Origin of the sequence: Yersinia alsatica (assembly GCF_902170305.1) — a bacterium.
GTDB classification, from domain to species: Bacteria; Pseudomonadota; Gammaproteobacteria; order Enterobacterales; family Enterobacteriaceae; genus Yersinia; species Yersinia alsatica.
Map to the genome: position 1 here is coordinate 1 of NZ_CABHWW010000029.1, position 24,486 is coordinate 24,486.

Below are 24,486 nucleotides of genomic sequence, written 5' to 3' on the forward strand. Positions count from 1 at the left end.
TGGCAGTAATTTCCCACTGATTGATGTGACAGTGATCCCCGATGACGAAATCATGACACACAAGCATATCGCCGTGCAGTTCTGACTAAAGACCAGATATTAGGGACTTTCGCTACCTGCCAGCATATACACCCTATCGGATTCGATATTTTAATGACCAAATACCGCACTGATTGTAAAGCTGAGCAACGTATACGGGCCGCTATAAGTATATGGCTGCATAAGCGACCGCATCCCCCTCGAGCCATTGCTGCCTGCCAGTTAGCGCTGAATATAGTTTTAGATCGGAATCTGCCAGCACAGATAGAACAAATCTCAGCTTTACTCCGGCGCTACGGATCCCGCACAGGGATGGCAAGAAAAGTCATTGAAGGGCTTCAGCAGCAAATCAAATTATTGGAACGAGATAAAGCCCAGGCTCTTGATGATGGTGCTATCGCATTACTGGCAAACGATATAAAAGCCCTACAGTCAAAAATCAAAACAGAACGTGGCGCCTTGCGGGCATGGGCCAATCAGCAGGCAGCGGTAACGCAAGTCTGCCCACGTTGCCATGGTGCCGGTAAAACTCTGCGACTTCATCCTGAAACCTGCAACGAGTGCGACGGCAGTGGCCGTATACCGCCAACAATGGAGCATCTGCGCAAATCCATGGGCATCATAGGGGCTGAGATACCGACTGGGGAATGGGCTGCGCAATATGTGCCACTGGTTAAAGAATGCATGAACTGGTTGTTGATTGAAGAGTCCGAAGCTGCTGAGATTCTCAAGCAACGAATGAGTGAAGAAATCGGGGATTGACATGGGAATATATGGTGATACAGCAGTAGAGGTGGTGAAGCATTATATTCGCGGTCAAGATTTAGATGAGTCATGGTTACGGCAGATAACTTTTTTTACGACAAGTAAAGTTAGCCGTGAAAAAGGATGCCCTAGATCTGCATTTCTCGGCTTATGTGAAAATGGTTGGGTTAAAGGGATACCACCTGACTGTTACTTGAACAAAAATAGTCCAAATAAAGATTACGCTATCGAGGGAGCAAAAATAATCTTAGCTGATCCCAGCAAGCAATATTCAGCATCTAAATTATGGGTTGAAGCTAAAAGGGTATTCCCTGAAGGAGCGAATAATCACAATCAGCAAATGACGGTGGTTATTGCGTTGATGAATAATAATCTTTTGCAATACCCTCCATTGACTGAATGATAAATACGCGCTAAATTTCCGAAAGATGCCGGAGTATGCTTAAAAGCTGCTCCGGTTTTTTATTGGTCAGTTCCGGTCAGTCCTGACTACCCCGAAAGCCTGCATGGTTCGCCCAGCAGGCTTTTTTATTTCCCCAAACCGGGGAGGTGGAGCATGAAAATGCCTGAAAAAACATCCTTGGCTTCATATATTACAGGGGTGATGATGGTGATTATTGGCAAGTTAGGGAGGTTGTTGAATGACTTAACCCTCAATGACTGGGCCGTAGTTATCGGTATTATCATCTGTGTCGCCACATTCTTCTTAAACGCCTATTGGCAACGGCGACAAACCAAAGCCATAGAGAAAGCAGCCCGCGAAGGATACGCCATCATCCGGGGAACGAAGTAATGGCAATCTCCCAACGACTAATGACGAAAGTTGCCAGTGTTGTCGCGGGGGGCGCTATGGCTATCGCAGTTGCACTGATTGGCGGCCATGACGGATTAGAAGGGCGCGAATATGTGCCTTATCGAGATGTGGTCGGCGTGCTCACAGTCTGCGATGGCCACACTGGCAAAGACATTATTCCCAGCAAACGGTATAGCGATGCTGAATGCGATGCTTTGCTACACCAAGACCTGATACTTGTATTCGCTGCCATCGACCGTATCGTGAAAGTTCCAATGTCTGACTTCCGCAAAGCTGCCCTGGCATCATTTGGCTACAACGTCGGTATTACTGCCATGACCCATTCCACTATGGTGAAAAAGCTCAACCGTGGCGATACATCGGGCGCGTGCGATGAGTTACGCCGATGGATTAAGGCAGGTGGCAAGGTTTGGAAGGGGTTAGTCAATCGTCGTGAAGTCGAGCGCGAATTATGCCTGATGCCATAAAACCCTTATAAATTAGCTAGTAATACCTACTTTTGAGTCATTTTGGTAACGCTACGTGAAATCTGAATCACTGGTGTATGCCATTACCCCTGCTTTTTCACAGTAAACGGCTTTAAGCCCGGATCCTGATATGTCCACAAAACTACTTATCGCGATTGCCAGCGTTCTGCTGGTGGTGATCCTGTGCCTTGGCGCGACCGCTTTCTATTTCCACAAAGCTGCTGTCGAGAAGGATGGGCAATTATCACAACTGCAAAGTGAGCTGGATGAATCAAAATCAATCCAAGCACTACAGGCTTTTCAGTTCCAGCGCTCCAATGTGATAGCTGCACAGGCCGGTAGCTATAACGTCACCATTGCCGCCAAAAGTGAGGAAAGGCAAATTGAAAACCGCAAAGACCTCAAAACTGAGGAATGTGCTGATCGGTATATCCCTGACGCTACTGCTCAGCGGATGTACGACTATACGAACGGTTTACGTGCCAGGGCAATGCGCGATCCCGGCCAACCTGACGGAACCCTTACTGGTACCACTTCCCCCAACAGAATGACATATCGCCAAGCAGTGCTGTGGATTGACCCGTTACTGACTCTGCTAGACCGGGCCAACAACGATAGAGAATCAATTCGCAGTCTGCCATCACAACAACCTAGTGGGGATAAATGAGCTGGAGCCAGTCATTACAGAGTCACTTCCCAAGAGGTGGCTCAATAATGGCCCACAACAGACCAATAGAACACTATGGCAAAGCATGATTGGGAAGCGTTACAAGCTGCCTTTCTGGCTGATAACGCAGATACAGGGATTACTGCTCAGCAATGGTGTGAACAGCATGGACTCAATTATCAATCTGCACGCCGCTACATCAAACCTCGCGCTGCGCAGTCTGCGCAAAAGAAACCACGTAGAACTACGCACAATGCGCAATCCGATATCACTGCGCAACAGTGCGCAAACAGTGATGACGCGAAAGAGGAAGAACATAAATTATCATCTCACACAGACGATGACAGCGATCCCGTGCCTGAGCCAAGCGAGAAACCGAACTCCGGCAGATCTGGCAACGGACAATTCACCAAAGGCAACCGTCATTCAGAAGGTAATGCAGGTAATCCCAATCCGGTTGGCGCTTTTACTCCGGGCAATCAGGCAGCCAGAAAACATGGTGCTTATGCCCGCTATCTGAATGCTGATGATTTGTTTGAAGCTGCTGAGGGCTCAGATCTACATGACGAACTGATATTCACTCGCGCTCGTGCGTTGTCAGTCACCAAAACCATGCGCAAGATCCATGAGGATTTAGTTGCTGCTGAGTCTGTTGAAGCTCGAATTGAGCTGTACGACAAGCTGTTAAAGGCTGAGTCGGCTTTGGATAGAAACATTGGTCGTATTGAGTCGATAGAAAACAGTTTGAGTAAGTTGAGGCTGGATGCGGTCAATGTGCCGCGCTTAACCGCAGACACCTATCGTATTAAAGCGGCCACTGCAAAATTAAAGGCAGAGACAGAGAAATTAACCTCAGAAGGCAAGGGCATCACAACACCACTCAGCGAAGCAGTGAAAGGCGTGCGCGACTCAGGTCAGGATGGTTTGCTGTGACAAAGAATGAATGGCTGGCCACGTATGAAGCCGCCATTAAATCGGGCAAAAGTAAGGCGCTGGCAGCATTTGAATCACGTGACTTGATGGACTTTAGCATGATGGGGGCCAGCAATATCATGATTAACCTGAGTGATATGCTGCCGTTCTTCAACGCCCGCATGCAGGGGCTGAGTAAATTAGGCCGTGGTATCAAAGAGAACCCGCGTGAAGTGTTGAAGCGCGGCGGCATGATTACGGCGGCCTCTCTGGCACTGATGGCGCTAAATTGGGACGATAAGCGTTATGAAGAGCTACAGGACTGGGATAAAGACACTTATTGGCATGCATGGATTGGTGATCAGCATATCCGTTTCCCGAAACCATTCGAAATTGGCCTGATGTTCGGCACCTTGCCAGAGCGATTTGTTCGTGCGCTGGGTGGTAAAGATACCGGAGCTAAATTCGGCAAGCTGGTGGCGCATAACTTTATGGAAACCATGGCATTCAACCCGATCCCGCAAGTCGCCATGCCGATTGCCGAGGCTTATGTTAACTATGATTTCTTCAAAGGTGGGCCGATCGAGAACATGGCCGACAGTAATTTGATTGCGGGAGCCCGTTATAATGACCAGACCAGCCTGCTGATGCGCGAAGTGGGTGAGGCTACAAATATGTCACCAAAGATGCTGGATCACATTGTGATGGGCTACACAGGCAGCCTGGGCGGTTATGTTATGGGCGCGACCAATTTGCTGATGCGTAACCTGAAAGACTACGGCGAAACTCCGGCCATGCGCCTGGATGAACTGCCGGTGATTAAATCCTTCTTCCGTGGCTCCGATCCAGCTAAGTCTACCCAGTTCACCGAAGATTTTTACCGCATGATGACTGAAGCCAATCAGATAAACAGCACTATTAACAGCTTCCGAAAACAGGGCCGTGGCGATGATGCCAATGAATTGATAGAGGAAAATAGAGGGAAATTATCGCAGCGTCAGGGGCTAACAGCGACGCAGAAACAAGTGAAAGCACTGAATGCCCAGATTGAAATGATGAGGCGGGACAGGATATTAACGGCGGATCAGAAAAGAGAAAAAATTGACCGACTGATGGCAACAAGAAATAAACTGGTACAGCAGGCGGTGGAAAGGGTGAATGGGTATTTTGATAGATAATATTTATGGGATGTCCATCACCTTATTAAGGTTAACCTCAAGAAAATCTAAACTATTAGACTATCAATATTAAAGAATGTGTATAAAATCATGGAGTAAACTATTTTTTTGTGGGGGTACCATGAAGATTGAGGCTAACGATAAGGATGTTCAGGATATTTTTTCACTGGGATATTTCCAAATTCCTAGATTTCAAAGACCTTACTCATGGGAAAGGGAAGAGGTCGAAAATTTTTGGGATGATGTAATTAAGAATAACCCCGAGAGTTATTTCATCGGTTCAATGGTCGTGTATCAATCCAAGAAACCCTATTTTGGTATAGTAGATGGGCAACAACGATTAACAACGATAACTATAATTTTATCCGCAATACGAGATTCATTCATTAAGCTAGGCCAAGATAATTTGGCTAAAGGGATTCATAAGTATATTGAAAAAGCTAATGTAGATAACGAAAACGAATTTATTTTAAACTCAGAAACATCTTTTCCTTTTTTACAAGGAGTTGTTCAGTCCTTCAAAAAAGATGATGTTCCTTGTGATGTCGGAATGGAAGAAAAAAACCTTAAGAATGCTTTTGAATTTATTTTTACAAAACTACTTGAGCTAATACCTGAAATAAATGAGCCTAACTTAAGTCAACTAGATATGTTTCCTTCAGGTGTGGATGATCCGATCCAAAAATTAAAAGATATTCGTGACAAGGTGTTAGCATTAAAACTAGTTTTTATACAATTGGATAATGAAGAAGATGCATATTTGATTTTTGAAACTCTTAATGCCAGAGGGAGAGACTTAAAAACATCAGATTTAGTAAAAAATTTATTTTTAAAGAAATTAAAATCGACTAACAATAGATTCGATTCAGCGAAAGAAATATGGAATAGATTAGTGTCTATATTTGATAATAATTATGGGGAGCAAATAATAGATACATACTTGCTCCATTTTTGGTTGTCTGAATATAATTATACGACGGAAAAAAAATTATTTTCAGAAGTAAAAGCACATCTAGGCGAGGATGGTGACAAGTCTTTGCAATTGCTCCAAACACTTGCACATGTAGCACCGTATTATCAAATGATGCTTAATCCTAATAATAATTTGTGGAGTAAGGAAGAACGTGGAGTTAAAGACTCTCTAGTAGCATTAAATTCTTTTAAGGTTAAACAACAATCCTCAATGGTTTTAGCCTTGCTAAGATCATGGAAAAAAGGTAATTTAAATTTACGGAATTTAAAAACGGCACTTACAAAAATAGAATATTTTCATTTTGTATTTAATGCGGTAACATCTCAACGTTCTTCGGGTATGATATCAACAATATATTCTGAACATGCAATTAGACTTACTAAGTCAAACAATGTTGATGAGGTACAGAGTGTTTTAAGCTCTTTATTCAGATCGCTGAGTAAGAAACTGCCTAGTTATGAAGAATTCCATGTTAATTTTATTGAGTTAAATTACATATCAAATAAAACAAGAAGTAAAAATATAATTAAATACGCACTTTCTAAACAGTTAGGTGAAGCTATAAATTGTCTAAATATAGATCATGATTTCTTAACCTTAGAACACTACATTTCTGAATCAGAGTTGAAAAATGGCGGAAAGGAAAGTGTTGTGGGTAGTATCGGAAATTTATTGCTTATAGATGACAAAACAAATAGTTCTATTTTGAATAATTTAGATGTTAAAAGAAAGTATAAGATTTTGAGTGAGTTAATATATCCTCTTGAAAAGACATTTATTGCCGAAGCAGATTGGGACGAAGCAAAGGTAAAAGAGCGAACTGAAAAAATTGCTCACGTATTATATAATTCTGTTAGTTTGAACTAACCCTATCATTTAATAAGGTTCCATACCACAACACAAAAAAAGAGCATTATTATAGATGAAGTTATTCCTAAAATGATGTTCGTATTACTATCCATGTGCATATTGCCTTTACCTGCCAACAGGTAAGCAGCGATAACAGATGGGTTAGGGGAATAAGTGATTTATCGTGAATCTAGGGCTTACAACAAGACAGAATGAATACTTAAATTGGTCACAAAGTGCTCGCATTTGAGCCTCAGAATATAAATGGGAAAGAATCGACAGAATGGTGGCAACCAGAAATAAGCTGGTACAGCAGGCAGTTGAGTGGGCGAATCCGTATTTTAATAAGTAATTAAAAAGGGAGTTTGAAAGAGCTCCCTAATTTATTAACCTTTGAGCTAAGCAATTTTGTCACGACAGCCTACTCTGTAGTAACCTCGTGTGGGAGCAGTTCAAAGAATCACTACTTAACCATACCATCTTTAAAAACCATCTGCTTGGTGCCAGAAATATAGTTGTGAACGATGCCCAACAGAGCTGTAGAGTAATCAATAACGGAGGTTATTATTGCTGGTTCATTGTACTGATACTCGAGATTATAACCACTGAGTTTGATTCTTAAATCACCACTTTCAGATTCAAGATACGAATCATGCAACTCTTCATTGTAAGTCCCTTTTCCATACTGGATGTCAGGTATTTTTGTAGCTAGTGAGTCTGCTAGGTCAAAAAGTGAAATTCTTTCCCCATTAATCTCATTGGAAATGAAAATGGCATTATTGAGAGTTCTATTGAATCTTTCGTTTATAACATTTACATCTAACTCTGGTTGAGACTCTAACCAACAAGCATCAACAAGAGGAGAGAATGAATTGATTCTTGGTGGGCTAATTGCGACAATATTTAGATTGATTATTTTGACTAATGGAGTCCCATCAGGTGCACGCCAATCTTCATTTTCAGCTTCGCGAACAATAAGGAGGTCTATTTTATGTTGCTCCGCTTTTTTCTTTGTTCCGCTTTGATAACCGGTCTTTGTTGCATAGATAAGTCGAAGGCCGGGAATGTCTAGCGTCTTCCCAATGAAAGCATCGATCTTATCTATAGTTATAGTAGAAGCATAATCCTTGCACTCGATTACGCTTTTATACTCATACCCCCTAATGCAAACTCCCAATAAACATCAAACTGCCTAACTATTCCATTTCTATCCTCTATTTTTTTATTTACTTCAACATTAATATTCTTTAAATGAGACATTCCTTCAGCATTTATTAGGCTTTGCTGTATGGCTCCAACAAACTCTTCATATGCCTTACCTGTATTTTTGGTCATTTTTTAGCCTTCTTTTTTAACTAAAAGAATTTACGCTTTGATATCCTTGTGTCTAATCAAGGCTTGGTGTTTTCTGCTCTATTCTCGCTACTTTCGCCTAACAGGACACTTTGTGGCCTGCTCCCAATTGATTAACATATCACAATGTTATGTTTACTCATTGTACTTAGATGACTGTCAGATTCGGTAGCGACTAATTCATATTACAGTATCAGCAATTATTTGAGGGCATCATTCACAATGACGAATAGAGCTAATAACAGAATAAATCCGATGATATTGTGTTACTGCCACCTGTCAATAAGTAAGCAGTGACAACCTATAGGATAGAAGACAAGTTAATCTATCGTGACCCTAGGGTTTATGCCCACCCATAACGGATGTCCAGATTAGGTTCGAAGTGATCATATTTTAGCCTCTGAACCGACACGAGAAAGAGTCGAGGCAGCGATGACAGCATAAATAAACTGGTTTAGAAGGCGAAGTAGATAGTGGATCTATACTTTGAGAGGTTTTCACTAATTACTTTTAAATATCATAATTCTATATTTACAGTAAGTGATGAAATTAATATGGTGACGCTATCTAGACCTATTTTTCTGATGAGGAAATTGTTATATTTTTAAAAGATATCTTTATAACAGTGAACATGATGCTAACAACCTCAATAATAAGAGATAAAGAAATGAAAACAGTAAAAAGCTCTAAAGCTGTAATTAAACGATCACGTGATGGAATAAGCTCATGCGCAGGGTATGATACTAGAGGTATCCCTGTTACACGAATATAGGGTAATAATATAGAACCAGCTAAACATAGCACTAAAATTTTCAGGTCTTTTTCTAAAAGCACGAGAAATTTATTAAAGCTATTAGTTTTAGCGGGATCAATCCTTAATGTTGCCAATATCCCAAAAATAACAGCTATACCAGCTGCAATACCACCTAATATTGAGCCTATTATACCAGGGGTTGCCTGTTCTATAAATATAAATGCTGCCTTATCAGTTGATGCAAAAATCAAACATATTAAAAAGCTAACTATTAATTTTATTATCGTTTTCAATTGCATCACCTTTAAACGTGTATTCATCTCTTTTATTTTCTAACAAAAATCTTATATCCTCAGCACTATAGTTGTTTAGTTCTACCTCGGAAATTTTTCCATCAACAACAATAAGTTTAGCTGTTTGGCTACTTGAAGCTGTTGTGTATTTACTATTTTTACTTTTTTTACCTTTCATAGACCACATACCACCTCCATCCTTGACCCAGCTGATTAAATTTTCTACCCAATGGGAGTTTTTAAGCTTCAGGTTTCCATCTCTGTTCTCGAAAACAGCAGTGAAGCAAGATGCGTTCGTTTCTTCAACAACATCATTAAGAGATTTGCGAAGCTCCTCTTTTGTTTCACCAAAAAGGTTCGGTGTGACTAAGTTAAACTCTACTTTTTCAACAAACTGGTAACTAGCGTACTCTTTCCAAAAATCGTCTTCCTCAAGGCACGGTTGTATGTATGCTCGCAATCCAGCTTCAGCTAGTAATTGGTTATTTGCCAAATCTTCGAAAGCCTTTGCTGTTGCTTCGGCATTCTTAAATAACTGAGTTTTTTTCTCAACCAGCAAGATTTGCTCGGTCTGATCCCAAAACCACATGATAGGTGGATAATTGTCAACATCATACTCTTCAAAATTTTCATCATGTCCATAGATCTTTAAGCCCTTAGACACGATGCCTGCCATAATTCCATCACTTGGCGAAATACTAATTTTAAGGGAGTATTTTTTAGGGGGTAACGCTGACGGAGTCTTTTTTGCCTTAATATTCTCCTCTGATGCAAAAATTAAAGCCTGTTCGAAGTGCCTTATATCCTTAATTACATTAGAAGATTTGAATAAATCATTATCTTGTGGCCGCAAAAAAACTCTTAGCGCATACATTTGCATATTGGAACATCCAAAGGAGTCATATGATAAAGATTATTTATCATAGAGTTAACTTCAGAATTATTCTATAAGCACATTCCATAAAAGTGTGCTACGTGCACATAATGAGTATTTAATCGCTCTAATGATTCAAATTATACTGTGTATTTATACAGTATTATTTTCAATAATTCAAGACGTGAGATTAATTTTTGTGTTACATCAGCAAGTCTTTTGCTATCACAAACAAAAACAGCAACATAAAGACTCCAACTATTCCTAAAATAATGCTTGTATTACTGTTCATATGCATATTGCCTTTACCCGCCAGCAAGTAAGCAGCGATAACAAAAGGAATACAGAGAGCAGGGTGGATGGTGATCATTATGGCGGCGAGTATTAGGCAGACTATAAATAGTGTCGATGTCATGTTTTCCTCATTTTAGCGCCCCAAATTTTCCCGAGCATTTTCGAAATAATTGATAACTGTTTGATCATATGGGACTTTAAAGGATGGTCTTTAACGTGTACTAAAGGTCATAACTCTGATTATCTTGTTGTTTTATATAGATAAACTTAAGAATTCTCACCTTTAGGAATCGTATTCGGTCTTTTTTTATTCATCTTTTAAAATCAACCATATACATAAATATCAGTCACTTACCCCACACCCCGTTACTCTTCATTGCTTGCTATTTCATCCGCTATCGCCACTTTGCAGCCACTCTCAAATCGGGCTAATGGGTTGAAGTGAATAGCGTCTTCCAGGTGGTCTGGCGCGAAGTGAGAGTAGCGCATGGTGACCCGAATATCTGAATGGCCGAGGATGCGTTGCAGCACGATGATATTGCCACCGGCCATCATAAAATGGCTGGCAAAAGTATGGCGGAGAACGTGGGTCATTTGTCCAACTGGCAGCTCAATCTGTGCTAACCGAATAACCCGATAGAACTGTTTATAACAAGGTTCGAACGGTTTGCCTTTGCGAGCTGCGAGCGCTTGATATATATCTTCTGATAGGGGAATAGTGCGGTTCTTTTTACCTTTAGTATTAATAAAGGTGATTTTATTGGGGGAAACTTGCGAAGCTTTTATTTTGGCAATTTCATTCCAGCGGGCACCGGTGGATAAACACAAACGCACGATGAGAGTTAATTCAGGATTGCCGTGCAAATCACAGGCGGCTAATAGGCTATCAATCTGATCGTCATTCAGCCACGCCATTTCCCGCTCGGGTTGATCGAACTCGCGTATATTGGTCAGTGGGTTAGGGTGGCTCCATTCGCCCAGCCGCGTTAACTCATTAAACACCGCGCGCAAATAAGCCTGTTCACTGTTTACCGTACCGGTGGTAACCATGCGGGTACGCAGGCTGGTGCTGTAGCCGTTATTTATTTCTCCTCTTAGCCGCTGGTCACGATAGTGCGCCCAATCTTTCGGTGTGATATCGGCTGCAATCGGGTTACCTAAGCCCTTACAGATAATCTCCAGTTTAGCCAGCCCCTCGCCAAATAACTTGCCTGCGTTGGTCGCCACATCTAAGGTTTGCTGTGTAGCTTTAACCGGTTTGATCAGGTCAGCGAACCCGTTCGAAAGCAGTTTTACCTTGTCACTAAACCAGTTAAACACCGGTTTGAGCGGCTCAAACGCGGCACTGATTGGCCCCATGGCAGCGGTAAAGCCCTCGGCCACGCCAGCAATAAAGGCGCTGATAGGCTCCCAGTATTTACGGATAAGCAGGCCGCCGGCCACAATGGCCGCAACTACTGCCACTATCGGCCATGTCAGCGCCGTGAGCGCGGCGGCAATGGTTCCAGCCATCAGTGAAAAACCGGTGCTCAACAGGCCAGCCCCGGCCAACAGCAGGTTAAACCCCGCCATCACCGGCCATACAATCAGACCCAGTGCACCCAGCCCGGCAACCAGTGACAACGCCGCACCAGTCACTTTGGTCAGTGTGGCGACCAGCTCTGGATTTTTCTTAGCCCATGCAGCGACATTCACCAGCCAGTCGGTTGCAGTCATGATCAGTTGGCGCAGGGCAGTGTTTTGCTCCTCAAATATCTCAATACGCAAATCGGCCCATGATGAGCTGAATTTTTTCAGGTCGCCGTCGAGGTTGTCCATTCTGACCGTAGCGATAGCTTGCGCGGTGCCATCGGCCAACATTAATTTGCTTTTCTTCTCAACCAGTTTGCCATCACCGGCCGCTGCCACCAGTTTCACTGCGCCTTTCATCGCTTCCTCACCGAAAATCACTTTTAGGTATTCGGCTTGCTGCGCGGTGCCTAACTGGTTCTTTTTAAACGAGCGGTCAATATCTTTGAGTATTTTCGCCACGGGCAACATATTGCCTTTGTCGTCGCGGGTCGTAATACCCAGTTCTTTCAGTGCGGCGGGTGCTTGCCCGACTGGTGCTTGTAATCGGCTAAACACCGCGCTGGTGCTGGTACCTGCCATACTGCCTTTAATACCGTTATCGGCTAGCACGCCGAGTAACGCGGTGGTGTCTTCAATACTGGCTCCGGCGGCCTCGGCAATCGGAGCGACATATTTCATCGCCTCACCCAGCTCGGTTAGATTGGTATTCGAGTTGGTAAAACCTTTCGCCATCACATCAGATACACGTCTGATCTGGTTAAGTGGCAGGTTAAACGCCGATTGCATATTGGTGACAATGCCTGCCGCCTGGGCAATATCGACGCCGGAGGCCAGCGATAGATTTACTGTTGGCTCGGTGGCGGCCAAAATGGCATCAGCGTCATAGCCGGAACGCGCCAGTGTGTCTTGTGTTCGTGCTACGTCGGTGGGGGAAAAGGCGGTTGAACCGCCGATATCACGCGCCTGTTGACGAATGGCGGCCAGTTTGGCGTTGTGTTTCTCCAGCCCTAAAATTGCCTGAGTGCCAGACATCTGGCTGTCGAACTGGATCCCTGGTGCAATCAGTTTTGCCGTGCCATACAGACCGGTGCTTGCCACACCAAAACTGGCGGCACTGGCATTGCGTACCGTTTCAGTCGCCGCTTTGCCTTGCTGGTAGCGCTGAGTGACACGGTTGAGCTGCTCTTGTTTCTGGCTCAGGCGTTGCAACTCTTGCCGTTGGCGGGTCAGGACGGCTGTAGCTTCGGCGGCACTGTTGCGTAATCGGCGTTGCTCAGTGCTCAGGTTTTTGCTGGCGATGCCGCTCGCCGTCAGAGCATCGCGTTGGCGCTGTACTGACAGGCGCAAACCGTTGTATTGAGTTTGCAAGTTAGTGGCTGCGCGTCTGGCACCCTCCATCAGCCGGACTTGTTGCGCGGTGGGCTTCTCGGTGTTTTTCAATGCAATGGCGAATGCCGTTGCATCGGCTTTGGCTTTTTTTAATACCTGCCCGGTGACCGCCAGTTGGGCGCTGGCCTTACGGAAACCCTCAATTTTTGCTGCCTGCGCATCAAGCGCTTTGATGCTGCTTTGGGTGTTGCGGATATCGCCGGTGAGGGACTGACTGGCGGATTGAATGGCTTTAAACGGGCGGCTGGCTTGGTCTACCGCCTTGAGCAATACTTTTAGCTGCAAGTTTTTACTCATGGTTTACGGCTCCACTGCGTAGCAAGGCTTTATGACGCCAGCGCACCAGTTCGCTGAGGCTCATGGCCCAACACTCCGAGGGTGTCCAGTGAAAAATGGCGGCAATGTCCGCCATCAGGTCGTCAACTTCCAGCATAGGATCGAGCTTTACGCTTCCTGTTTCGGCGACAAAAAACTGATCACCTTACCGGCCAGTGCCACTAAATCCGGTAGCTCTAAGCGGCTGCATTCTGCGGTGGTGAGTGAGGGATAAGTGATGCGGGGCAACACTATCATCAGCGCATCGACATCGGAATTAGCCACATCGGCTAGCCGTACCCCGCGTAGGGTTCCGGCGTTGGGGCGGATAATTTCGATTTCAGTGATCAGGGTATCGCCGCGTTTGAGCGGGGTATCCAGCATGACGGCATTCTCGTTAGCGGTAGCATTTTTCATGTCTGTTCCTATTAGATTAGCGGCCAATGGCCTTGCGTTGGGCTTTCAGCAGGTCGACACCGTTAACCCGTTCAATCAGGTTAACCACGTCAATTTCGATCACTGCCTTGCCGTCAATGGTCAGTTTGTAATAGGTGCATTGGGTGAATATTTTACTTTCGGTGTCTTCTCCTTGTTTGGCCTCACCGCTATCAATTTCTTTATGACGGCCTCGTATTTCAACTTCTACCGCCATCACTTCAGCGGAATCATCACGCTGATAGGCTCCGGCAAAACGCAGTGGAACCGCGTCAACTTTGGCCGCGCCCCATTGCTGCAATACCAACTCATCGAGGCCGCCCATTGACCACTCCATCACCAATGCGTCATCGTCCAGACCTAAATCAATCGGCGCGACGCCATTCATCCCGCCGCCACGATAGTTCTCCAGCTTGCGCGTGAGTTTTGGCAGAGTGACGGAAGAGACTATCCCCATGTAATCGCGGCCATCGTTAAACAGATTCATCAATTTCAGTTTGCATGGCAGAGCCATAGGTCAGGGTTCCTTAGCGGTTGATGGTGGTAGTAAAGTTCACCAGATACTTATCGGTGATGCGCTGGCGTAGGGTGAGGTTCTCCAGTGGTGGCACTGGCGTGTAGTCGTAATCAATAAACAGTTTGCCGGCTTTCAGGGTATCTTTATCGTTGGCGTTGTCGTCATACCAGCAACTGCCATCGATAATCAGCCCGGCAGATTTCATCTCGCGTAATTTGGCATTGATGCTACCGATCATGTCTCGGACTAACGTGGGGTGGATAGGGCGGTCAATCGCCCAGAGCTGAGCCTCGGCCATAGTGTCAGCCAAAATCTGCGCGGTACGGGTGTAGTTCTCAAAGGCAAACAGCGGATCATCGGAGCAGGTGCGCGAACCCCAAAACTTGAAGCCGTCTTTACGGATTAGCGTTGTCACGCTGGCTTTGTTTAGCAGGTCGGCGTCCGTACCGACGGTCTGTAGATCCCAATAGACGCTGGCAGAGATACCGGTTACGCCATTCACGCCGACGTTAGACAGGGTTTTATGCCAACCCTGTTGTTGGTCGATTTTGGCCCGTAAGCCGAGGGCGCGAGCGGTGGTATAAGCTACGCTGCTGCGGTTGGTGGAGGTGTTCCAGCTCAGAAAATTCGGCCAAATCAGCATCAACTCGCGCTGACTGAAATTTTCGCGGTATTTCAACGCTTCCTTGCTGGTTTTGCAGCCATAGGCGCTGATATAACCAAAAGCACGCAACTGCTGACAGATACCTGCCAGAGCGGTCGACACGGGCAAACTATCCAGTCCTGGCACACCAAGAATACGCGGGCGCACACCGGTAACAGACTGCGCATCTAACAGCGCTTTCATGCCGGTATAGCGGCCATTCTGGTCAACCCCGCCGATAATATTAGTCGTGGTTCCGGTCTCGTTACTGCCAGTGGCAACGCGCACCACAATGGTGACCGGTCGGGCCTGTTCAGCAATCGCCAGCAGTGATGCCGCCAGTGTGCCTTTTGTGCCAGCCTTAGCGGCTGCGGCCAACAGATCAGTGATTAATACCGGCGTGTTGAGCGGGAATGTTGCTGCATCGGCATCATCGCCAGTGCAGACCATACCGACAACGGCGGTAGAAACCGTGGAAATAACGCGGGTGCCATCGTTGATTTCGAGCACTCGCACACCATGATGATAATCCGCCATGTGGCAACTCTCCGTGGGTGGGGGAGAGTAGGATGGCAGGGATCAGCTGATTAAGCTGCGGGGGAGAGTTGTGCGGGTTTGGGCACAACTCATATTAAATATTTTTATATATAATTCGAAAGTGTGATGCCAGACCAAAGGGATTTGCAATTAACAGTTATTGTAGCGAGTGGCATTTGCCATATTTAATATAATCATTAGGATGATTAAATGACTACATACCAACTGGTCAGAAATGCAATAGAAAAGAAACAGCAAATAACAGCTATGTATAATGGGCATTATCGTGAATTATGCCCACATGCAATCGGAACGAAAAATGGTAAAGAACAGGCGATATGCTTTCAATTCGCAGGTACAAGTCGTCAGGGGGTGATTACTCGTGACTCTACAGATAACTGGAGATGCATTGAAATTGCCAAATTGAAAGATGTTGCCGTTCGTGACGGTGAGTGGCATACGGCCTCAAACCATTCTATTGCTCAAAGATGTATTGACGTGATCGATTTGGAAGTAAAACGGTAAGTCATTAATTAAAATTTCATGAAGGCCGCTTGTTCTTTAACTGGCTTTCATTGCATATATTTTTCTACACAATATTCAGCAGATAACCATAACTCCGATTACATAATTCAATTGCTCTTATCTCAGAATATGATGACTGCTTTTATTATTGTAAGTGAATAACTGCGTGCCTCATTGAATATAATGAGGCACGGCTTGTATTATGCAGACTTAATGTGGTTGATTATAAATGGATTTGTTTTCAATAAAATAAGTAGCTTACGAGCTGCACCTACTGGTTGTCGTCTCCTACTCTCCCAGCTTTTCACCAAGTCATAGCTGACACCAATTGCCAATGCGAAATCCTGTTGTTTTAACCCAGTCGTCTCGCGTATAGCTTTTACATCAATATCGGTAAAAGTGTGAATATGCTCTGGCTTAGGTGTCAGTTCACCGTTTTCAATTTTTACCATTTCCTCTGCACTGGCCAGCAGCTCGGCAAACAATTCATCTTTCATAATTCTTCTCCGCCCTTTGGCGCGGGAATGATTCCCAGTAAAAATCATTAACTACAAAATAATATATTGTGTAACTAACTTAGCTTGTCTGACAATTGCTTCAGTGTTTTTTTCTGCTCTTCCGTTAAATTGTCCAGCTCATTTTTAGGATAAATTAATGCCAGATAGATACGCCCTTTGCGAGTGACATTAAAATATATCATTCTGATACCGCCACGTTTTCCCGTTCCTTGACGGCTCCAGCGCACTTTCCTAAAACCTCCTGAACCAGAAATAGTATCTCCCATTTCAGGATTGTTAATGAGGGTTTCTTGAAACTCCCTAAACTCATCATCAGTAAGTAGTGTTGGTCGTCGTCTACTGAAGTTAGATAGTTCAATGAACGTAAACATTACCTTTCCTGACTTGTTATCCGTCATCCGTGTCATCTGTCATCCTTATAATACGTGTACAGAGTACACATAGCAATTGCATTTTATGTACTATGTACACCTTTTAATCTAGTAATGCTTATGTGAATAGTCGTGCAGCATTAATTTCTAGGTGGTTTGGTACTATCCAATGGCACATTGATATCCCGCGCATAAGTGCTGTGTAACGCATCAATTTGTTGCCACAAAAGCAATGAAAGCACCTCTTTAACATCGGCTCTGTCCAGTGTCACGATGGCATAAATCAGCGCGCGACAGTGGTCGATAAGTTCTTCGGCTTCGCGGGGGGTGTCATCGTACATGGGGCACCTCCGGCAGCAGAGGGGTAGATGAAGCAACAGGTATGGGAATAGCAACGATAGTGCAGGTCAATAATGACAGGTGTTTAGTCGTCAGATCCATGATGACTACCTCTTTGGTAGGGGGACTAATCACCACCTTGAGGTTCCAATCTCTTTATGGGTGGTGAACTGAGCGAGGTTGGAACTACCGGTTACCAAAGAACCCGGCGCATCTTGCGATGCCCCCACCCAGTTCACCGTTTCTTGCATATTACAGGTGTCACTGTGCCCGCACATAATAGCCGTGTCTACGGTCGTGCGCTTTGGTAATTTCCGGAGTTCCAAACCCGGCAGCAGATTTTGCCGCTGCGGCGTGACTATAGCCCAGTGGCGTTTCGCCGTGCAATGAGCTGGGAGCATTTTAGGACAAACATTTTTTGCAGTTAAAATAGGGAGTTATAGCGGATATTAATAGGAAGCGGTAAAGAATAATTCAGACTGGTGAGGATGACAAATAACAAAAGCTAGGCAAGGTTGAGGATAACATCGCCCATTAGATTTACGATTTTAGTCGGTGAGTTAGTGGCAACTTAGTGGCTAAGTTGTGCCAGCTCTTTATCGCTCAGACCAGTCAACTTCATTACTGTGGCACGGTCAAGACCGTTAGCTAACATAGTCTGGACAATTTTCAAGGTGGCCTTCTTCTCACCTCTGATTTCACCTCTGATTTCACCTTTGATTTCACCTCTGATTTCGCCCTTTTTTTCCAACTTCTGTGCAATGGTCATAAGTTTATCCTCGTGTTGCGGCAGTCGGTGAGCCAAATCCCAGATAAATTGTTCCGGCGCAGCCGTATCACCCACCTGTAGCATGTAATTGACCATAGATATTAGCTGATCATCCGTCGTGTAACCATTCGATAATAGCATGACCAATTTATCCGATAACTCAGACAGGTCGCGATGGCGGATGTGTTTCTGTAACAGTTCCAGCACGGCGATATGCTTGTGTGTCATGATTTCGTCATCGGGGATCACTGTCACATCAATCAGTGGGAAATTACTGCCATACAGTTGTCTGGCCAGTGTCGGCTCACTGAATGCTTGCAGCCAGCTCATTGGATACGGGTATGGCGTAATCAGCCCATGGTAGAACAAAATAGGGATAACCAGCGGCAGTTTATCATGTCCGGCATCAAGATGGCTTTGCATCGCGGCAATGGCATAGCGCATCAGGCGAAAAGCCATATGCTTGTCAGGGGAGCTTTGATGTTCGATCAGGGCGTAAACATAGCCATCCTGCCCCTGCATTTTTAGCGAGTAGAGTACATCAGAGTAATAAGCGCGCAGGTCATTCTCGATAAAGCTGCCCGGCTCCAGCCGCATTGTTTTCAGGTCACAGATTTTCCGCAGGGCGGGTGGCAGGTGAATATCCAACAGATCATAAGCCGTTTTGGGTTTGGTCACGAAATTTTTAAAAAAAGCATCATGAGGTGTAGGGGTCGTTTTCATCCGGCGATGATAGTCATGGGGATCAGTGTGAGCAATCACTTAGCCTCACTTTAGGACAAACATTTTCCTGTTAAAATAATGAGTTATAGGCGTAACTAATAGAAAGCGATAAAGAATAACTCAGGCTGGAGAGGGGGAAAGAGGAGAGTTGTGCGGGTTTGGGCACAACTCATACAGTTGTTACAATCACCTCTTATCTATTCAAGTTATATTTTGAATAATTCGGGTCGCTTACGTGTTGGTCAGTTCTGCAATATCCCGCGCATAAGTGCCGTGCAAAGCATCAATTTGTTGCCACAAAAGCAATGAAAGCACCTCTTTAACATCGGCTCTGTCCAGTGTCACGATGGCATAAATCAGCGCGCGACAGTGGTCGATAAGTTCTTCGGCTTCGCGAGGAGTGTCATCGTACATGGGGCACCCCCATTAGCAGAAAGGCAAACGGAAGTACTTGCAAGGAGGGAATAATATTATTATGGGTAAATAGCGATAGGCACTTAGTCGTCAAATCCATGATGACAACCTCTCTGTAGTAGTTTTTAAACTCACCACCTTGAGGTTCCAATCTCATAATGGGTGGTGAACTGAGCAAGGTTGGAACTACCGGTCAACAGAGAATCCGGCGCATCTTGCGATGCCCCCACCCAGCTCACCATTGTTTTACAGATGTAGCCGTGCCTACACATAATAGCCATTTAAACCACTATGCGTCCTGTTGAAAAACGGGGTTCCAAACCCGGCAGCAGATTTTGCTGCTGCGGCGTGACTATAGCCCAGTGGCGTTTCGCCGTGCAATGAGCTGGGAGCATTTTAGGACAAACATTTTTTGCAGTTAAAATAGGTAGTTATAGCGGATATTAATAGGAAGCGGTAAAGAATAATTCAGACTGGTGAGGATGACAAATAACAAAAGCTAGGCAAGGTTGAGGATAACATCGCCCATTAGATTTACGATTTTAGTCGGTGAGTTAGTGGCAACTTAGTGGCTAAGTTGTGCCAGCTCTTTATCGCTCAGACCGGTCAACTTCATTACTGTGGCACGGTCAAGACCGTTAGCTAACATAGTCTGGACAATTTTCAAGGTGGCCTTCTTCTCACCTCTGATTTCGCCCTTTTTTTCCAACTTCTGTGCAATGGTCATAAGTTTATCCTCGTGGGTCGGAAAACTTTTAGTGAAAGTATTACCTTACTGCGTCAGATCTTCATCGCGTAGACCCGTGACTTCCTTGACCAGAGTGCGATCAACACCTTCGGCCAATAATGCGCGGGCAATCTGCAAGAGTGTTTCCCGATGACTTTTCTGGTAGCTATCAATAAATCCTTCCATAAAACCCTCTTTGAAGCCTTCTAACTTCAGTTTCTCTGCAATCGTCATACGTGCTTCCTTGTACTAAGACGGGGCCGCACCAGCCATCGAGTTATTGGGTTGGGTTATTTCTCCGTGGATGCTGTTTGGGACATCGCGGCGCGGTTTTCTGATGCTAAGGGGATGAACTGAGCAGGGGCAACAGAGAATCCGATACCCCCGCCCAGTGCACCCTTGCTACTTATTGTCGGTGTTGCTGTATTTACGTCATGCGCCTTGCTATAGACCGGACCAGAAAGTCCGGTAAAGGATTTTATAGCTGCGGAGCGACTATAACCCGATGAGATCCTACTGAGCAATGAGCCAACATCACTTTAGGACAAACATTATTTTCTGTTAAAATAATGTGTTACAGGTTTCAATTGCGCGTGTTTATACCGCTTTTGCGAGAGAAACGGGCAGCCTGACGAACCGTCATTCAACGCCATGTTAAAACCCGTATTCTTTCGACAAAACACGCGCTATTGTGGCGGTTTCGGCCAGTCAATATAGGGGGCAGTGTTGGTGTTGATGTGCACTATCGTGTTCGGGGTAGTTTGCCGCTAATGAGCGCGGATGGCATGTCAGAAGGGATGTGTGGGGGGGACAATAGAGAAAGTGAAAACAGCCCGAGTCATCGGGCTGTCAAGATTATCAGGCAAATACCACTTTCAGGCTACCCGGCGTGCGGCGTGGTTTCCCTACCACAATTTGCACATCTCGCCCTAAACGAGTCAGGCATTCCAGCATTTTAGCTTCACTGATACCTCTGAATTGCCCGCGCAACATATTAGACAGCTTAGGCTGGGTCATTCCGAGTAGTTTGGCTGCCTGTTCTTGCGTCAGGCGACGGCCCTTAATAATGTTGCCGATCGTAGTGGCAAGTTGTGCCTTAACCTGCATTTCTTCAGCATTCTCTTTACCAAGATCGGCATAAATATTGCCGCTGCTGGCTTCAATATCATGGCTCATATTATGCTCCTTTAGCGTGGCTCTCTGCGATTTTTAGCCGCTCGCGGATCTTATCCATATCGGGTTTAGGTGTGGTGATCCCTGACGAGGACTTTTTTTGGAAAGCATGTAGTACATACACTGCATGTCCGAATTTGACGGTGTAAACCGCCCGATAAGTATCATCGATGTAATCTTCAACAACTTCCAATACGCCAGCACCACCAAAGCCTTTCAATGGCTTAGCCTGCGAATGTTTACCCCCCATTTGCGACAAATGAAGGCCGTAGCCGAAAATATCCTGTACGTCTTCAGGTAAAGATTGAAGGTCCTTCTTACTACTACCAACCCAATAAAGTGGTTTCATCCGCTAATCCATGCGTCAAATTATACCCATTTGGGTATAATTTAGCACGATGGATGGTCAATGCATAGCCAAATTAGCAAGGTAAAGAAGGTCACTACTTAAGGATACTCCCGAAGATACCCGGCTAAAGAAATATCTAACTGTCTAATTAGTAGAAGCTTATTTTATCCCTAATGTCCTATCATGACCGCACTGCACTTGGCCGTTGCCATGTGTATCGATAACCACGCCATTAGATGAACACTGGCCGCCAAAGTGTTCGTTCTCGCCGCTCATTTTTATGTGATGCTTCAGCATTTATGCCCATTTAGGGGAGCGAAATATTCATTGCTACGATTTCAATAGAAGGGAAATTAGCGCTATTAGATCATAATATAAATGCGAAACATCGGATAAAACAGACCGTGAATTAACCACCATTAAACTCTTACCCACTGCGGCATAGGTATTAATAAAATCGGCAATATGTTTTGTGGTAATAGCTTCAATCTGCATTTTGCCAAATTTCTGATTAATGTATCTAATCTGAAGGAGCCGCCTCTTCATCGTATTTTTAGCTAACTCCCGGCTGTTTAATGACTGGGTATAATTTCAGCCAGATAGCGACTGAATTCACATTGAGATCTATAGATGCCGGAGCTGGAAGCCTCTCAGGCAAAGTTACAGGTTGAAAATTTGACTCAATGTAATTATTAGCTTCGATGGCTTGAGCAATACCACGCACTTAGTTTTGCTCGTTTCACACAGATAAAAACACGAGCGGATTACCTCGAGTTTTTGGCTACTGAATGAGAGTTTGTTGATGCTTACTATTTATTAATGTGGGACTGCAGGCCCGACTGGTAGATACAACTTATTAACCACTCAATGGGAATAGTAAATGTTAGTTTCCGTGTTAATACATTTCATAACACGATGATGAATAATGTATTAATGAAAAACCCTTTTTAGTTTGGGATATTTCCTACAAATAAATGGCCGCATCTCATATCCGCTCTGAAATTGTTAATTCAATATGTGGAAATAGTATATTATATATGTAAATAATTATAACAAACATATAATATATTTTGGTTGAATTGATTGAAAATATGTTAATTCCAGGTTTGTTTTCTTTAAAATATCAGCCAAAAAATTCAATAAAATTAATTTATCGATGAGTATCATGAAGTTATATTTTTCTCATTCTATTTCACCAGTGAAATTATTATTAAAGGTCTTTTTAGATATGAGCAAAAAAAACAATTCAATTAAATGCCCTGTAACTGCTATTTGCAGGGGGAAATTGATATATCAGTACCCGCGTACAAAGATATCAGCATTAGCCATTCTCATTTGCAGTGTATTAGGTAGTCCCTCGCTCATGGCATTTACTCCCGAGGTTATCGGGCAGGAAGTGACCGGGGAAATTCTGAATGACAGGGACAGACAAGAAATACGAGCAGGTGGCATTGCCAACAATACCACGATTTATGGTCTTGGGCAGCAAACGGTCTGGGGTAATGGTATCGCAAACGGCACTACTATTAATGGTCGTGGGCAACAATATGTCTACGAGAGTGGCATTGCCTACAACACCACATTGAATATTCAAGGAGCCCAAGTTGTCACCGAATATGGTACTGCCTACGGCACCATCATGAATGACGATGCGGAGCTATATATCCATGTCGGGGGGGTTGTCAACGGCACCATAATGAATGGCAATAGCTTTCAAGAAGTCATTTATGGTGGTTTCTCAAACAACACCACGATTAATGATAATAGCCATCAATCTATCCAAAGCGATGGTATCGCCAATGGTTCAATAATAAATAATACCGGTATGTTAACAGTCACTACCGGAGGCAAGCTTATAGGTCAAACAGTCGTCAACGACCAGGGAACCTTTGAAGGTCCTGATGGTACTGTGCAAAATGAGGGCGAGTTAATTTTCCAGCGCAGTGAAGATTACACCCTGAATTTCGATCTTGCCGGCACCGGTAGTCTGACACAAAATGGCCCGCATTCTCTGACTCTTTCCACTGCCAGTTCCTACAGCGGTGCAACCACTATTAATGGCGGCAGCATTAAAGCCGGTGCTGATAATGTCTTCAGTACCCTTTCGGATTACACCACCCATACCGGTGGCACACTGGATTTAGATGGCTACAACCAGATGCTCCAATCCCTCAATAATGGCGGAACAGTGAGTTTTGGCGGTACTGGCGGTAACACCTTAACTATCACCGGTGATTATATTGGCAACAATGGCTTGCTCAATATGAATTCGGTTTTGGAAGATGACGATTCCGTCACCGATAAATTGATTATCGGCGGCAATACTTCCGGCAACACCTTTGTGCAGGTGAATAATCTGGGCGGCAGTGGCGCACAGACCCTCAATGGCATTGAGTTGATTACTGTATCCGGCAATTCGGTTGGCGAGTTTACTCAAAGCGGGCGGATTGTTGCCGGGGCTTATGATTATTATTTAGCCCGCGGCATTGGCAGCAATGATACTAACTGGTATTTGCAAAGCTCTATTCCGATAAGTGTACCAGGGCCCGATGTTCCCGGCGAACCTTCGCCACCCATGATCGAGCGCCCGGAAGCCAGTGGCTACAGTGCTAACCTTGCCGCGGCCAATAATATGTTTGTCACCCGTCTGCATGACCGTTTGGGGGAAACCCACTATATTGATGCGCTGACGGGCGAGCAGAAAGTCACCAGTCTGTGGTTACGTAATGAAGGTGGGCATAATCGCTCGCGCGATTCCCAAGACCAACTGCGCACCCAAAGTAACCGTTATGTGATGCAACTGGGCGGCGATATTGCCCAGTGGAGCCACAATGGTGCAGATCGTTTCCATCTGGGGTTGATGGCCGGTTACGGCAACAGTAAAAGCACCACTGAGTCGCGACTGTCTGGCTATAGCGCCCGTGCCTCAGTGGATGGT

The 24,486-nt window shown here is 44.6% G+C and carries 30 protein-coding genes and 3 pseudogenes; 11 read left to right on the forward strand and 22 right to left on the reverse strand.

The window, feature by feature from the left end; genetic code table 11:
* Positions 1-31: 31 nt before the first annotated feature.
* From FTA96_RS23585 to FTA96_RS18790, 9 genes are all read left to right on the forward strand, one after another.
* Entirely contained in the window at positions 32-85 is a 54-nt protein-coding gene (locus FTA96_RS23585) for a hypothetical protein (protein WP_235897538.1), read from the forward strand.
* 41 nt (positions 86-126) lie between these two features.
* Positions 127-801, forward strand: coding sequence for a TIGR02642 family protein (locus tag FTA96_RS18755; protein WP_235897542.1), 675 nt, complete (start codon positions 127-129; stop codon positions 799-801).
* 1 nt (position 802) lies between these two features.
* Positions 803-1,207 carry a DUF6979 family protein gene (locus FTA96_RS18760; protein ID WP_145574548.1) on the forward strand — a complete coding sequence of 135 codons (405 nt, stop codon included), beginning with the start codon at positions 803-805 and terminating at the stop codon, positions 1,205-1,207.
* Positions 1,208-1,366: 159 nt separating this feature from the next.
* Entirely contained in the window at positions 1,367-1,597 is a 231-nt protein-coding gene (locus tag FTA96_RS18765) for an HP1 family phage holin (RefSeq protein ID WP_145543923.1), read from the forward strand.
* Positions 1,598-1,602: 5 nt separating this feature from the next.
* Positions 1,603-2,085 carry a lysozyme gene (locus FTA96_RS18770; protein WP_391592633.1) on the forward strand — a complete coding sequence of 161 codons (483 nt, stop codon included), beginning with the start codon at positions 1,603-1,605 and terminating at the stop codon, positions 2,083-2,085.
* 130 nt (positions 2,086-2,215) lie between these two features.
* Entirely contained in the window at positions 2,216-2,752 is a 537-nt protein-coding gene (locus FTA96_RS18775; protein WP_145574552.1) for a DUF2570 domain-containing protein, read from the forward strand.
* A 75-nt stretch (positions 2,753-2,827) separates the two neighbouring features.
* Positions 2,828-3,685: a terminase gene (locus FTA96_RS18780; RefSeq protein WP_145574554.1), complete on the forward strand. Its 858-nt coding sequence runs from the start codon at positions 2,828-2,830 to the stop codon at positions 3,683-3,685.
* Positions 3,682-4,842, forward strand: coding sequence for an LPD38 domain-containing protein (locus tag FTA96_RS23330; RefSeq protein WP_222424317.1), 1,161 nt, complete (start codon positions 3,682-3,684; stop codon positions 4,840-4,842). The genes FTA96_RS18780 and FTA96_RS23330 overlap by 4 nt, the downstream gene beginning before the upstream one ends.
* A gap of 121 nt (positions 4,843-4,963) precedes the next feature.
* Positions 4,964-6,682: a DUF262 domain-containing protein gene (locus tag FTA96_RS18790; RefSeq protein WP_145574556.1), complete on the forward strand. Its 1,719-nt coding sequence runs from the start codon at positions 4,964-4,966 to the stop codon at positions 6,680-6,682.
* A 445-nt stretch (positions 6,683-7,127) separates the two neighbouring features.
* On the opposite strand, the gene FTA96_RS18800 is transcribed toward FTA96_RS18790, so the two are convergent.
* The 11 genes and pseudogenes from FTA96_RS18800 to FTA96_RS18845 form a co-directional block, all read right to left on the reverse strand.
* Positions 7,128-7,841 (reverse strand): hypothetical protein, encoded by a 714-nt coding sequence (locus FTA96_RS18800; protein ID WP_145574558.1) that lies wholly within the window; start codon positions 7,839-7,841, stop codon positions 7,128-7,130.
* Positions 7,802-7,999, reverse strand: coding sequence for a hypothetical protein (locus FTA96_RS18805; protein ID WP_145574560.1), 198 nt, complete (start codon positions 7,997-7,999; stop codon positions 7,802-7,804). Before FTA96_RS18805 ends, FTA96_RS18800 begins: the two co-directional genes overlap by 40 nt.
* 591 nt (positions 8,000-8,590) lie before the next feature.
* The gene (locus FTA96_RS18810; protein ID WP_145574578.1) at positions 8,591-9,070 is read right to left on the reverse strand and encodes a hypothetical protein; all 480 of its coding nucleotides are present in this window, start codon (positions 9,068-9,070) and stop codon (positions 8,591-8,593) included.
* The gene (locus FTA96_RS18815; RefSeq protein WP_145574562.1) at positions 9,036-9,944 is read right to left on the reverse strand and encodes a hypothetical protein; all 909 of its coding nucleotides are present in this window, start codon (positions 9,942-9,944) and stop codon (positions 9,036-9,038) included. Before FTA96_RS18815 ends, FTA96_RS18810 begins: the two co-directional genes overlap by 35 nt.
* A gap of 196 nt (positions 9,945-10,140) precedes the next feature.
* Positions 10,141-10,353 carry a hypothetical protein gene (locus tag FTA96_RS18820; RefSeq protein WP_145574563.1) on the reverse strand — a complete coding sequence of 71 codons (213 nt, stop codon included), beginning with the start codon at positions 10,351-10,353 and terminating at the stop codon, positions 10,141-10,143.
* 245 nt (positions 10,354-10,598) lie between these two features.
* Positions 10,599-11,147, reverse strand: coding sequence for a tyrosine-type recombinase/integrase (locus FTA96_RS23590; protein WP_235897545.1), 549 nt, complete (start codon positions 11,145-11,147; stop codon positions 10,599-10,601).
* Positions 11,148-11,177: 30 nt separating this feature from the next.
* Positions 11,178-13,490: pseudogene (locus FTA96_RS18825) on the reverse strand (phage tail tape measure protein); the annotation flags it as partial.
* Positions 13,483-13,605, reverse strand: a complete 123-nt coding sequence (locus FTA96_RS18830) for a GpE family phage tail protein (protein ID WP_145509371.1) — start codon at positions 13,603-13,605, stop codon at positions 13,483-13,485. The pseudogene FTA96_RS18825 and the gene FTA96_RS18830, both read right to left, overlap by 8 nt.
* 32 nt (positions 13,606-13,637) lie before the next feature.
* Entirely contained in the window at positions 13,638-13,925 is a 288-nt protein-coding gene (locus tag FTA96_RS18835) for a phage tail assembly protein (RefSeq protein ID WP_050166910.1), read from the reverse strand.
* A gap of 16 nt (positions 13,926-13,941) precedes the next feature.
* Positions 13,942-14,457: a phage major tail tube protein gene (locus FTA96_RS18840; protein ID WP_145509367.1), complete on the reverse strand. Its 516-nt coding sequence runs from the start codon at positions 14,455-14,457 to the stop codon at positions 13,942-13,944.
* A gap of 13 nt (positions 14,458-14,470) precedes the next feature.
* The gene (locus tag FTA96_RS18845; protein WP_145574566.1) at positions 14,471-15,640 is read right to left on the reverse strand and encodes a phage tail sheath protein; all 1,170 of its coding nucleotides are present in this window, start codon (positions 15,638-15,640) and stop codon (positions 14,471-14,473) included.
* A 210-nt stretch (positions 15,641-15,850) separates the two neighbouring features.
* On the opposite strand from FTA96_RS18845, the gene FTA96_RS18850 reads away from it, so the two are divergent.
* Entirely contained in the window at positions 15,851-16,165 is a 315-nt protein-coding gene (locus FTA96_RS18850) for a hypothetical protein (protein ID WP_145574568.1), read from the forward strand.
* A gap of 200 nt (positions 16,166-16,365) precedes the next feature.
* Here the strand turns inward: FTA96_RS18850 and nadS are convergent, their stop codons facing one another.
* From nadS to FTA96_RS23805, 11 genes and pseudogenes are all read right to left on the reverse strand, one after another.
* Complete coding sequence (gene nadS / locus FTA96_RS18855) at positions 16,366-16,662, reverse strand: NadS family protein (protein WP_050152174.1); 297 nt, start codon at positions 16,660-16,662, stop codon at positions 16,366-16,368.
* Positions 16,663-16,736: 74 nt separating this feature from the next.
* Positions 16,737-17,054 (reverse strand): type II toxin-antitoxin system RelE/ParE family toxin, encoded by a 318-nt coding sequence (locus tag FTA96_RS18860; protein ID WP_050121413.1) that lies wholly within the window; start codon positions 17,052-17,054, stop codon positions 16,737-16,739.
* A 140-nt stretch (positions 17,055-17,194) separates the two neighbouring features.
* Positions 17,195-17,395, reverse strand: a complete 201-nt coding sequence (locus FTA96_RS18865) for a hypothetical protein (protein ID WP_186372901.1) — start codon at positions 17,393-17,395, stop codon at positions 17,195-17,197.
* A 569-nt stretch (positions 17,396-17,964) separates the two neighbouring features.
* Positions 17,965-18,885, reverse strand: coding sequence for an Rpn family recombination-promoting nuclease/putative transposase (locus FTA96_RS18870; protein WP_145574571.1), 921 nt, complete (start codon positions 18,883-18,885; stop codon positions 17,965-17,967).
* A 231-nt stretch (positions 18,886-19,116) separates the two neighbouring features.
* Positions 19,117-19,299 carry a hypothetical protein gene (locus FTA96_RS18875; protein WP_134957655.1) on the reverse strand — a complete coding sequence of 61 codons (183 nt, stop codon included), beginning with the start codon at positions 19,297-19,299 and terminating at the stop codon, positions 19,117-19,119.
* A 565-nt stretch (positions 19,300-19,864) separates the two neighbouring features.
* A pseudogene (locus FTA96_RS18885) lies at positions 19,865-20,047 on the reverse strand (ISNCY family transposase); the annotation flags it as partial.
* A 24-nt stretch (positions 20,048-20,071) separates the two neighbouring features.
* Positions 20,072-20,260, reverse strand: coding sequence for an RpnC/YadD family protein (locus FTA96_RS18890; RefSeq protein WP_145574573.1), 189 nt, complete (start codon positions 20,258-20,260; stop codon positions 20,072-20,074).
* 624 nt (positions 20,261-20,884) lie between these two features.
* A complete protein-coding gene (locus FTA96_RS18895) occupies positions 20,885-21,202 on the reverse strand; it encodes a helix-turn-helix domain-containing protein (protein ID WP_050135326.1) in 318 nt (105 codons plus the stop codon).
* A gap of 1 nt (position 21,203) precedes the next feature.
* A complete protein-coding gene (locus tag FTA96_RS18900) occupies positions 21,204-21,548 on the reverse strand; it encodes a type II toxin-antitoxin system RelE/ParE family toxin (RefSeq protein ID WP_050135324.1) in 345 nt (114 codons plus the stop codon).
* Between the two features lie 159 nt (positions 21,549-21,707).
* Positions 21,708-21,845, reverse strand: a complete 138-nt coding sequence (locus tag FTA96_RS18905; protein WP_235896004.1) for a baseplate assembly protein — start codon at positions 21,843-21,845, stop codon at positions 21,708-21,710.
* Positions 21,846-21,878: 33 nt separating this feature from the next.
* A pseudogene (locus FTA96_RS23805) lies at positions 21,879-22,100 on the reverse strand (tyrosine-type recombinase/integrase); the annotation flags it as partial.
* Positions 22,101-22,911: 811 nt separating this feature from the next.
* Between FTA96_RS23805 and FTA96_RS23735 the strand changes: the two are divergent.
* Positions 22,912-24,486, forward strand: a 1,575-nt coding sequence (locus tag FTA96_RS23735; RefSeq protein ID WP_186372902.1) for an autotransporter outer membrane beta-barrel domain-containing protein, incomplete at its 3' end; no start/stop codon positions are given.

Bases quoted from the DNA above. Each gene is read 5' to 3' on its own strand.
- FTA96_RS18760 (WP_145574548.1), top strand. From the start codon at position 803: ATGGGAATATATGGTGATACAGCAGTAGAGGTGGTGAAGCATTATATT.
- FTA96_RS18765 (WP_145543923.1), top strand. From the start codon at position 1,367: ATGCCTGAAAAAACATCCTTGGCTTCATATATTACAGGGGTGATGATG.
- FTA96_RS18775 (WP_145574552.1), top strand. From the start codon at position 2,216: ATGTCCACAAAACTACTTATCGCGATTGCCAGCGTTCTGCTGGTGGTG.
- FTA96_RS18780 (WP_145574554.1), top strand. From the start codon at position 2,828: ATGGCAAAGCATGATTGGGAAGCGTTACAAGCTGCCTTTCTGGCTGAT.
- FTA96_RS18790 (WP_145574556.1), top strand. From the start codon at position 4,964: ATGAAGATTGAGGCTAACGATAAGGATGTTCAGGATATTTTTTCACTG.
- FTA96_RS18805 (WP_145574560.1), bottom strand. From the start codon at position 7,999: ATGACCAAAAATACAGGTAAGGCATATGAAGAGTTTGTTGGAGCCATA.
- FTA96_RS18810 (WP_145574578.1), bottom strand. From the start codon at position 9,070: ATGCAATTGAAAACGATAATAAAATTAATAGTTAGCTTTTTAATATGT.
- FTA96_RS18815 (WP_145574562.1), bottom strand. From the start codon at position 9,944: ATGCAAATGTATGCGCTAAGAGTTTTTTTGCGGCCACAAGATAATGAT.
- FTA96_RS18820 (WP_145574563.1), bottom strand. From the start codon at position 10,353: ATGACATCGACACTATTTATAGTCTGCCTAATACTCGCCGCCATAATG.
- FTA96_RS23590 (WP_235897545.1), bottom strand. From the start codon at position 11,147: ATGGCGTGGCTGAATGACGATCAGATTGATAGCCTATTAGCCGCCTGT.
- FTA96_RS18830 (WP_145509371.1), bottom strand. From the start codon at position 13,605: ATGGCGGACATTGCCGCCATTTTTCACTGGACACCCTCGGAGTGTTGG.
- FTA96_RS18835 (WP_050166910.1), bottom strand. From the start codon at position 13,925: ATGAAAAATGCTACCGCTAACGAGAATGCCGTCATGCTGGATACCCCG.
- FTA96_RS18840 (WP_145509367.1), bottom strand. From the start codon at position 14,457: ATGGCTCTGCCATGCAAACTGAAATTGATGAATCTGTTTAACGATGGC.
- FTA96_RS18845 (WP_145574566.1), bottom strand. From the start codon at position 15,640: ATGGCGGATTATCATCATGGTGTGCGAGTGCTCGAAATCAACGATGGC.
- FTA96_RS18850 (WP_145574568.1), top strand. From the start codon at position 15,851: ATGACTACATACCAACTGGTCAGAAATGCAATAGAAAAGAAACAGCAA.
- nadS (WP_050152174.1), bottom strand. From the start codon at position 16,662: ATGAAAGATGAATTGTTTGCCGAGCTGCTGGCCAGTGCAGAGGAAATG.
- FTA96_RS18860 (WP_050121413.1), bottom strand. From the start codon at position 17,054: ATGTTTACGTTCATTGAACTATCTAACTTCAGTAGACGACGACCAACA.
- FTA96_RS18865 (WP_186372901.1), bottom strand. From the start codon at position 17,395: ATGTACGATGACACCCCCCGCGAAGCCGAAGAACTTATCGACCACTGT.
- FTA96_RS18870 (WP_145574571.1), bottom strand. From the start codon at position 18,885: ATGAAAACGACCCCTACACCTCATGATGCTTTTTTTAAAAATTTCGTG.
- FTA96_RS18875 (WP_134957655.1), bottom strand. From the start codon at position 19,299: ATGTACGATGACACTCCTCGCGAAGCCGAAGAACTTATCGACCACTGT.
- FTA96_RS18890 (WP_145574573.1), bottom strand. From the start codon at position 20,260: ATGACGATTGCAGAGAAACTGAAGTTAGAAGGCTTCAAAGAGGGTTTT.
- FTA96_RS18895 (WP_050135326.1), bottom strand. From the start codon at position 21,202: ATGAGCCATGATATTGAAGCCAGCAGCGGCAATATTTATGCCGATCTT.
- FTA96_RS18900 (WP_050135324.1), bottom strand. From the start codon at position 21,548: ATGAAACCACTTTATTGGGTTGGTAGTAGTAAGAAGGACCTTCAATCT.
- FTA96_RS18905 (WP_235896004.1), bottom strand. From the start codon at position 21,845: ATGCTGAAGCATCACATAAAAATGAGCGGCGAGAACGAACACTTTGGC.